The sequence below is a fragment of the Campylobacter concisus genome, assembly GCF_003048555.1.
Taxonomy (GTDB): domain Bacteria; phylum Campylobacterota; class Campylobacteria; order Campylobacterales; family Campylobacteraceae; genus Campylobacter_A; species Campylobacter_A concisus_AO.
On sequence record NZ_PIRR01000050.1, the window covers coordinates 1 to 9,247 of the forward strand.

Here is a 9,247-nt window from a genome sequence, read left to right on the forward strand (position 1 = left end):
GAGCAAAGCAGATAAGGCTTCCAAATTTTAAGAAAGAGAGCAAGCAAAAAAGCAGCGATGAGCGCCTTTTAAATCTTAGTAAAAGCGTAGATTTTATAGATACGATTTTTCAAGAAATTTCACTTGAAAATGTGCAAATAGGCGATGATTTTAAACTAAAAATTCTATTTTTAGATGATATATTTTTTGTTGATAGCCCTTATTTAAATGTGGATATTAAATTCCAAAACGAACAGCAAGACGGAATAGATCTTTTTAGCGTTAGAAATTTAAGCTTTAAGGATTTTAACGTCAGCATTAGCGGCGAAGGAAGTGCAGATTTTGATAAAAATGACTATAAATTTGAAGGAAATTTCACCTCTCATGAGCTGCACGGTAAGCTAAATTTTGCTCTAAAAGATACATTTTTAACCTACAAAGCTTACGATGTCGAGGCTGGAAGCATTAAAAACTTCATTGATGAGCTTGATAGACGCATAGAGCTAAATAATGAAGTTAAAAACTGGATATATGGATACATCGTTGCTGATGATTACGAGCTAAAAGAGATAAATGGCAAGGCTGATCTAGCTAAAAATGACTTTTATCTAAATGATCTAAATGCCACCGCAAATACTAAAAATTTGCTTGTTAAATTTGAAAAAGGCTTGCCAGCCGTAAATGTAGGCGAGGCAAATATCACGCTTAAAAACTCAAAGCTTAAATTTGATCTTATTTCGCCTATTTACAAGGGCAAAAAGCTTGATGGCTCAAGCGTTGTGATAAATAATATCTTTGATGAAAAAAGCGCAAATTTAGAGCTACTTATAAAGACAAAATCGATCTATGATGAGGCAATAAATGACATTTTAAGAGCCTACAATATCATCGTACCAGTTAGACAGCTAAGCGGAAAAATGGATGCTAGCTTAAAAATTTTAATCAAACTTGATGAAAAAAGCCTAGAAAATTTTGATGAAAAAAGCGTTATCACAAATGGTGAGTTTAAAATCAGCGATGCAGTCCTAGAAATAGCCGGAAGTAAATTTAACGCTAAAAGCGCCCTTGTAAAGCTCATAGATACAACAAATTTAAGCATCGATGCTACTGGTTTTGGGCTTGACTTTTTTAAGGCAAATGCCAAAACAAATATAGATTTACAAAAAAGCACTGGCGAGATAAAAGGCACAATAGAAAGCTTTGATCTAAAAGAAAAAAATGATGAAATTTTAGCCTTTAAAAATGAGCCATTTACTGCTTTTTTAGACTTTAGCAAGGATGATAAGACTTTACTTAAGATAGAACCGTTTGGGCTTGATATGAGCTTTGGAGATGAGAATGTTATCTCAACAAAAAATAGCAAATTTATCATGCAAAACTCGCCAGTTTTAAAGCAAAACGGCGTGCTTGACTTTGATGAAATTAGTATCAAAAGCAATGATTTTGTAGATCTTGATATTTTGGCCAAAGAAGTAAAATTTGATATGCCGTTTTTAGATAAAAATGGTTCAAAGTATGAAAATGATGATCTTAAAATTTTAGTCTCAAAAGCTGGTGTAAAAGTAGATAGTGCAAGTAAAAAGCTAGGCCTAGACATAAAAGAAAAAGCCATAAACGTAAAAACTCAAGATCTAGATTTGCTAGTACTTGACGATAACGAAACCAGCGAGCAAAGTACACCGCTTGAGCTTTTAGCAAAAAATGGTGATATTATTTTAAAAGATCTAAACAAAACACTGCCATTTACTAGCTTTAGCGCCGAAAAAAAGAGCAAAAGCATCTCACTAAATGGCCTAGCAAAACAAGGTAGACTTGGCTATTTTAACGATGAAAAGAGTATAAACTTAGACGCAACCGACATAAGCGGTGAATTTATCAACGATCTTTTTGGTATCAAGAGCTTTGAGGGCGGTAAATTTCGCTTAAAACTTCTTGGAGAAAACACAAAAGATTTTAAGGCAGAGGTAAGATTTTTTGGAACATATCTCAAGGACTACATCTTTTATCAAAGGTTGCTTAGCTTCCTAAACTCGGTTCCATCGCTTCTTAGCTTTAAAACGCCTGACTTTAATGACAAGGGATTTACCGTTAAAAATGGTAAAATTTTACTCACTAGAAATGGCGATATGATCGAGTTTTTAGCGATTGAAATGATAGGCACAAGTGCTGATATCGGCGGGCGTGGCACGATCGATCTAAAGAGTAAAAAGATAAATATCGACCTTGAGCTAAAGCTACTAAAAGACGCTAGCAGTATCATTGATAAAATTCCACTGGTAAATCAAATAATCCTTGGCAAGGACCGCTCGCTCTCAACTGTCATCGCCATACGTGGCACTACCGATAAGCCTGAATACTCGACACAGATCTTGCAAGACGCCTTGCTTTCGCCACTAAAGATAATAAGAAACGTCCTGCAAGCTCCGTTTTTGATATTTGAGTAGTTTAAATCTGCAACGCATGGAAATTATAGAAAAATTATTGGCTGCTTCTAAAGCTAAGAGTGGACACTCATTTTTGATTATATATATTATCCTAGGCTCGCAAAGCGCGTAAAAAGGATGTCGAAAGCTAAAGATCAAGGCTTTGATAGCTATTTTTTAATACTATAACCATTAAAATATTTTGATAAAAAACATGAAATTTTACATATAAAAATATGTAAAATTTACTTCATCTCAAGGCGCATCAGATACATATCCTCGCCGTCAGTCACCTTTAAATTTTGACTTTTACACTTTGGACAGGTGAAGTTATTTTCGCTAAGCTCCCCACCAAATCCACACTCCAAACACTCTACAACAATGCCTTGTAAATTTATGACAAGCTCGGCATTTTCACAGATCGTACCAGCCTTATAAACATCAAATGCACTCTGCAAATAATGAGGCTCCACTCCGCTTAAACGGCCAACCTTTATCTCAATCTTGCTTATCTCTTTGGCATTTTCTTTGGCGGCATTTTTCTCGCAAAGGCTAACTAAATTTTGAACGATACTAAGCTCGTGCATTAGCAGATCCTTGGTAGTAGCTCGCCCTTTGGCGGCTCGAGAAATCTTCTTGATTTATAGGCATTTTCGATGATGACACGCTCGTTTTTGGCTTCCATTACCTTGCCAATTATCATCGCATTTTGATCAAATTCTCTTAAAATTTTAAGTGCGTCCTCAGCCTCGCTCTCATCAACAGCCATCACAAAAGTGCCTTCATTTGCAAGCTCATAAGGCTCAAATCCAAAGAGCTCGCAAACTCCCATAACTTCGTTTGCTACCTTGATATTTTCTTCAAAAACCAAGATGTCAAATTTACTAAATTTAGCCCACTCATTTAGCACCGCACTTAGTCCGCCCCTAGTCGCATCACGCATGCACTGCGGCTTTATGCCAGCGCTAAATAGCTTTAAAACAACCTCTTTTAGACTCTTGCAGTCACTTTTTAGATCAAGCCCAAGCTCAAATTCTTCTCTAGCTGCAAGCACCACACCGCCGTGTCTGCCAACATCTCCAGAGATTAAAATTTTAGCCCCTGCTTTTAAATTTTTAAGCTCCACGCCTTCGCAAACTATCTCGCCGATACCTGCTGTGTTTATAAAAATTTTATCGCATTTGCCCTTTGGCACTACCTTTGTATCGCCACAAACGACGCTTACGCCGCTCTCTTTGCAGGTTTTTGCAAGTGAGTTAAGCACGCGCTCAAGCTCCTCCATACTAAGCCCCTCTTCGATGATGAGCGAGCAGCTTAGGTATTTTGCGCTTGCTCCAACCATCACTAGGTCGTTTATCGTGCCACAAGCTGCGATCTTGCCGATGTCTCCGCCATTAAAAAAAATAGGAGTTACCACAAAGCTATCAGAGCTAAATGCGATCTTGCCGTTTAAATTTAGTATCGCCGAGTCGTTGCTCTGCCTTAAAATTTCATTATCAAAAATTTTAAATATCGTCTCGTTTATAAGCGAGTTCATCTCCTCGCCGCCGCCGCCGTGGCTTAGCATTATCTTTTTCATTAAATTCCTTAACCAACTCTTGCGTATTTAAAATAAGCCGCACAAGCGCCCTCACTTGAGACCATGCACGATCCTATCGGATTTTGTGGATTGCAAACCTTGCCAAAGACTTTGCACTCTGTCGGCTTTGCTAGCCCTCTTAAAATTTGCCCGCAAATGCAAGCCTTGCTCTCGCCAGCACTCTCTACGCTGCAGTCAAACTGCACTCTAGCGTCAAGATAGGCAAATTCATCTTTTAGCTTCATGCCACTTTGCGCTATCTCGCCAAGGCCTCTCCAGACAAAGTCGCACGGCTCAAAGTACTTAGCTATGAGCTCTTTTGCTCTTAAGTTGCCCTCTTCTTTGACCGCCCTTGCATACTCGTTATAGACTTCATATGTGCCTGCGTTTTGCTGACGGACTAAATTTAGCACACTTGCCATGATGTCAAGCGGCTCAAAACCGCTAATGGCGATCGGTCTTTTAAACTCATCTGCCAGCTCTTTGTAAATTTTACTTCCAGTGATGACGCTCACGTGGCTTGGCCCCAAAAATGCGTCTATTCTTACGTTTTCGTCGCTCATTATCGCTCTAACTGGAGCTGGGACGGTTACGTGATTTATATGAAAGTATAAATTTTTAATGCCCTCTTGTACCACTTTTTCAACCAAATTTGCACTCATCGGAGTCGTCGTCTCAAAGCCAATGGCAAAAAATATGACCTTTTTGTCTGGATTTTGCTTAGCGATATTTAGCGCATCAAGTGGCGTGTAAAGTGCTCTTATATCGTGCCCCTCGCCGCGAAGCTTTTGCAAGCTTGTCTTTGAGCCAGGCACTCTTAGCATATCAGCTAGCGTGCAAAAGATCACATTCTCCATGCTAGCTAGCTTACAGGCCTCATCTATGCGGCTTTTTGGCATCACGCAGACTGGACAGCCTGGGCCGTGGACGAAATTTATATGCTCTCCAACTAAGCTTGGCAGTGCAAATTTCATAATGCTATGCGTGTGACCACCGCAAATTTCCATGATATTTAGGGGCTTTGTGCTCTCTTTTTGGATAAGTTTTGAAAGGGCTAGGATTAAATTTTTATCGCGAAAGTCATTGATAAGATCCATCAAATTTTCCCCGCATCCATATCATCAGCGATCTTTTGATAGACCTCTAAGCTCTCAAGCGCAAACTGCGTATCGATCTTTTGCATGGCGTATCCAACGTGGATTAGCACGTATTCGCCAACTTTTACCTCTTCAGAGATGAGATCTAGGCTTACCTTTCTAGTAACGCCCAAGGTTTCAACGGTAGCAACGTTGTTTTCATCTATTTCTATTACTTTTGAAGGAATCGAAAGACACATTATCTTAGCTCTTTTTTAAATTCCAAATAACTTATCCATTTATCGATGCCCTCGCCTGTTTTGCTGTCTATCACAAAGATATCAACCTTTGGATTTAGCTTTCTAGCGTCGTTTTTCACTCGCTCGATATCAAAGTCAAAGTGCGGCGCAAGCGAAGCTTTTGTGATAAGTAGCACGTCAGCAGCCCTAAACATCACTGGATATTTGCTAACCTTGTCATCGCCCTCTGGCACTGAAAGAAGCACAGCGTTAAAGTGCGAGCCAACGTCGTAGCTTGCAGGGCAAACCAAATTTCCAACATTTTCTATAAAGACCAGATCAAGCTCATTTAGTGGCAGGTGATGAAGCCCCTCATGCACCATAAATGCGTCCAAATGGCAGGTCTGACCTGTGCTTATCTGGTGAGCTTTTGCGCCAGCTTTTACTATACGGTCAGCATCTTGATTTGTCTCCAAGTCTCCCTCGACAACGCCTATTTTAAATTTACCAGCCTTTATCGTAGCCTCTAAAAGCGTAGTCTTGCCAGCGCCTGGGCTACTCATCAAATTTACACAAAGTATCTTTTTCTCATCAAGATGCGCTCTGTTGTGAGCGGCCTCTTTGTCGTTTTCAGATAGAATTTTCTCTATCACGTCTATGGTTTTACTCTCGTTTAGCACAGGGTGTGCGTGAGCCTCATGGCTATGCTCATGTGCGTCATGAGCGTGATCTGTATGTCCATCATGAGTGTGTGGGTGCGAGTGAGTGGTGCCATTAGCGTGAGTGTGAACGTGGGCGTGATTACCCATTGAACAACCGCAATCTTTACACATTTTTTCATCCTTTTTTATTAATTTATGGAGATTTTAACTCTTAAATTTAAAAATAAAATTAAAATTTAGGAGTTTTGGCAAATAGATCAAAATTAATTAATTTATTTAAATTTTTATTTAAATTTAAAAATATAAATGAAATTTACACAAGAATTTTGACTAAATTTACTTTACTCTTTTTGCCTAACATCATCCAACTTATCAAAATTTTCATCACCGAGTAGTTTTTTGCTATTTTTTTGGGCATTCTTTTGGATTATTAAATCCTTTAGCCTAGCCTTGCCATTATCCATCACCATCAAAACCGCATACGCATCAACGTCTTCTTCTCTCATTTCATCTTCAGTATTAGCTGCACTATCAGGCGACATATAAAAGTGCTCTATGCCGTATTTTACGAGCGAGTAGCCATCATATCTACCAGCTAAAAACACTCCATTCTCTGGCTTGCTTATACTAAATTTGGAAAAGCTGTAAGTGCCATTAACATCTGGCTTTAAAACAGCATAAACTCTAGCCCCATCTCTTACTCTCTCATCGTATTTATCGATATAGCGGTCATCTTTATCATTTTCGTCAAAATTTCTTGAATGAAAATTTGAAAAATCATAGTTTAAATCAACATAATTTCCCCGAAAAAGATCTCTTGGATCGTAAAGACTTACCCTTACTCTCACCTCTTGCCCAAAATAAAGTGGCATAAGTGCGTAGCCAAGCATAATGCCAATAAGCAAAATTTGAAAAACTACAGCTACTATTAATACTTTTATCTTCATTTTTTACGTCCTTTTCTAGCGACAACTAGCACTATGAAAGCAAATACCATAAATAGCGCCGTAGCACCAATATAATCACCTATGAGTTGGAAATACCTCACGGCTGCAACCAAAAATATCATACAAAGACCGAGTTTTAACTCACCTTTTTTGATAAGGACTGCAGCTGTTATGATATTTGCGAGCGAAAAAAATATATTTGCGTAGCCAGGCCCGTAGCTAAAGACAAATGGCAACGACACGAGCAATGCCCCAAGCAGCAAACCACTCTTGTTTTTTTCTTTAAAAAATAGTGCAAAATAAGCAACACTAAATAGAATAAAGACAAAGCCAAAGTTGCTTTTAAAAAACGACTTCACAAACCAAAGCTCTTCATCTCCAACCTCAAATAAATTTCTTTCTTCAAATAAAAATAGACAAAATAGCAACACAAAAATGCCAAAATTTTTACCAAATTCTTTTGCAAATGTGCCAAGTCCTGCTCTAAATTTATCTAGTAGCGGCGAAATGCTAATAAGTAAAAGTGCATAAGATAGCGATACGATCGCAACCATAGGAAGTCCAAACAAAAATCCATAATCAAATATCGCTCTAAGACCACTAATATAGCCGCAAAATGAAATGATGTATATAAAGATATCTATAAAAAACACAAAAGCAAGCCATTTTGAGTCGTCTTTGTAAAGCGTATATGCGCCAAGTACTATAAAAATGATAAAGCCAAAACCAAAATCGCCCTGATAGCCTCTCATAAAAAACCAAACCGTTGCAAAGATAAGGCTTTGGGCTACCAACACACCTTTTTTACTAGCAAAAGAAACCGCAAACGCTCCGATACTCCAAAGCAAGATACCACCGCTTGGCTCATCGCTAATGTTATAAATTTGAGCAATAAGAGCAATCGCTGCACCAAAGCAGAAATTTCCAAGAAAAAGCATCGCCGTTGATAGATTTTCCTTTCCCTTTACGAGATAGTAAATTCCACCAAAATTTACAAGCCCAAGCATAAACAACACAAGTGCTAAACGTCCTAGTCTTGGTATCTCTTCCCAGTTTGCACCAATGAGCGTAAAAAAGGCTAGTGCAAAAAATAGATATGCTACGAGCCTTAGGACAAAACTTATCTTGTCACTATGAGCGTCAGGGTCGATGTCATATAAATTTGCTATTTTTATAGCGGTCTCTTTATCGACTATGCCGTCACTTTGCCACCGATCCAGCTCTTTTGCTAGAAAAATTCTATTTAAAAAGTTCATTATTCACACTCTCTTTTATAAGATATACAAAACACCAAATTTCCAGCAAGTGCCTTAAATGCCGTATTTATGTACATTGACACTGCCTTAGTCTTTCAACAAAAAAATATAATTGTGATTTAAAATATAAAAAAATACAGAAGCTAAAATACTGCCGATAATAAAAATTTTTTAGCAAGGTAGCTTGGGCCAGACTCCTAAGCTTTGCTTTAAAAATTTCTCGCTTAAGTCTAAACCCAAGTAAAAAGAAAAAAACGGCCATCAAACTATCATTTACCAAAAGGATAAGGGGCTTTTGTATCGGCGATCTGCCAAAATTTAGCCTTGTATCGATTTGTAAAAATGAGTTATAAAAACTGCTTAAAAAAATATTTTCAAAGATAAATGCCACTAAAGCAGCAGCGATAAGAAAGATACCACCGCTAGCTTCACCTATAAAAAAATCCCAAAAATTCCTAAAACCCATAAAGACCCTTAAAAAACTAAAACCTAGGAATAGCTGCCCTTGTGAGTTTAGAAAATTTTACACCCTTTAAGCCGGCGATCCTTTCAGCAAAGCGTTCAATTTTGCCAGCCTCGCCTCTTATTGAAATCGTTTCTAAGCAGTTATGGTGATCGACATGAACATGGTTTGTGCAGATGATTTTCACATCAGAGCTATGCTCTATATCCATCTTTTTATTCACCAAATCGTTGTGATGATGCATATAAATGAGCGTCAAAACCCCGATCAACTCCTCACTAGCGTCTTTCCAGCTATCACTTACGATCTTTTCACGTATCAAATCCCTCGTAAATTCGCTCCTAGAAGCGTAGCCTTGTTCGCTAACCTTTTTATCTAGTTCGTCTAGTAACTGACTAGGTAAAGAAACACTAAAACGTATAACACTATCCATTTTCTGCTCCTTTCTCGTTTGATTACCGTTTATAATCATTATACATCACTTATTAGAAAATGTGGATAAATAATAATAAATTTGCCCTAAATTTACGTTAGAATCGTTGCTACAGAATTTTTTATTGATATAAAATTTCAAATTTGCTTTAGTAAATTTTTTGTAAATAAGTTCGAGTAAAGTCTTATTT

10 protein-coding genes are annotated in these 9,247 nt (G+C 37.8%); 1 reads left to right on the forward strand and 9 read right to left on the reverse strand.

Going from position 1 to position 9,247, the window contains the following annotated elements; genetic code table 11:
- Positions 1 to 2,423: AsmA-like C-terminal domain-containing protein (locus tag CVS92_RS07960; RefSeq protein WP_107789088.1), on the forward strand; the 2,423-nt coding region annotated here is incomplete at its 5' end.
- Between the two features lie 224 nt (positions 2,424 to 2,647).
- On the opposite strand, the gene hypA is transcribed toward CVS92_RS07960, so the two are convergent.
- From hypA to nikR, 9 genes are all read right to left on the reverse strand, one after another.
- On the reverse strand, positions 2,648 to 2,989 hold the full coding sequence (gene hypA, locus CVS92_RS07965; RefSeq protein WP_107789089.1) for a hydrogenase maturation nickel metallochaperone HypA: 342 nt from the start codon (positions 2,987 to 2,989) through the stop codon (positions 2,648 to 2,650).
- Positions 2,989 to 3,981 carry a hydrogenase expression/formation protein HypE gene (gene hypE / locus CVS92_RS07970; RefSeq protein ID WP_107789090.1) on the reverse strand — a complete coding sequence of 331 codons (993 nt, stop codon included), beginning with the start codon at positions 3,979 to 3,981 and terminating at the stop codon, positions 2,989 to 2,991. The genes hypA and hypE overlap by 1 nt, the downstream gene beginning before the upstream one ends.
- Positions 3,982 to 3,989: 8 nt before the next feature.
- Positions 3,990 to 5,078 (reverse strand): hydrogenase formation protein HypD, encoded by a 1,089-nt coding sequence (gene hypD / locus CVS92_RS07975; protein ID WP_107789091.1) that lies wholly within the window; start codon positions 5,076 to 5,078, stop codon positions 3,990 to 3,992.
- Complete coding sequence (locus CVS92_RS07980) at positions 5,078 to 5,317, reverse strand: HypC/HybG/HupF family hydrogenase formation chaperone (protein WP_103559617.1); 240 nt, start codon at positions 5,315 to 5,317, stop codon at positions 5,078 to 5,080. Before CVS92_RS07980 ends, hypD begins: the two co-directional genes overlap by 1 nt.
- Entirely contained in the window at positions 5,317 to 6,129 is an 813-nt protein-coding gene (gene hypB, locus CVS92_RS07985; protein WP_107770327.1) for a hydrogenase nickel incorporation protein HypB, read from the reverse strand. The genes CVS92_RS07980 and hypB overlap by 1 nt, the downstream gene beginning before the upstream one ends.
- Before the next feature lie 170 nt (positions 6,130 to 6,299).
- Positions 6,300 to 6,905, reverse strand: coding sequence for a GDYXXLXY domain-containing protein (locus CVS92_RS07990; RefSeq protein ID WP_107789092.1), 606 nt, complete (start codon positions 6,903 to 6,905; stop codon positions 6,300 to 6,302).
- Positions 6,902 to 8,161, reverse strand: coding sequence for a DUF2157 domain-containing protein (locus tag CVS92_RS07995; protein ID WP_107789093.1), 1,260 nt, complete (start codon positions 8,159 to 8,161; stop codon positions 6,902 to 6,904). Before CVS92_RS07995 ends, CVS92_RS07990 begins: the two co-directional genes overlap by 4 nt.
- Positions 8,162 to 8,228: 67 nt before the next feature.
- On the reverse strand, positions 8,229 to 8,627 hold the full coding sequence (locus tag CVS92_RS09295) for a Na+/H+ antiporter NhaA (RefSeq protein WP_107789094.1): 399 nt from the start codon (positions 8,625 to 8,627) through the stop codon (positions 8,229 to 8,231).
- Between the two features lie 16 nt (positions 8,628 to 8,643).
- Positions 8,644 to 9,057, reverse strand: a complete 414-nt coding sequence (gene nikR / locus CVS92_RS08005) for a nickel-responsive transcriptional regulator NikR (RefSeq protein ID WP_021091291.1) — start codon at positions 9,055 to 9,057, stop codon at positions 8,644 to 8,646.
- Positions 9,058 to 9,247: the final 190 nt, after the last annotated feature.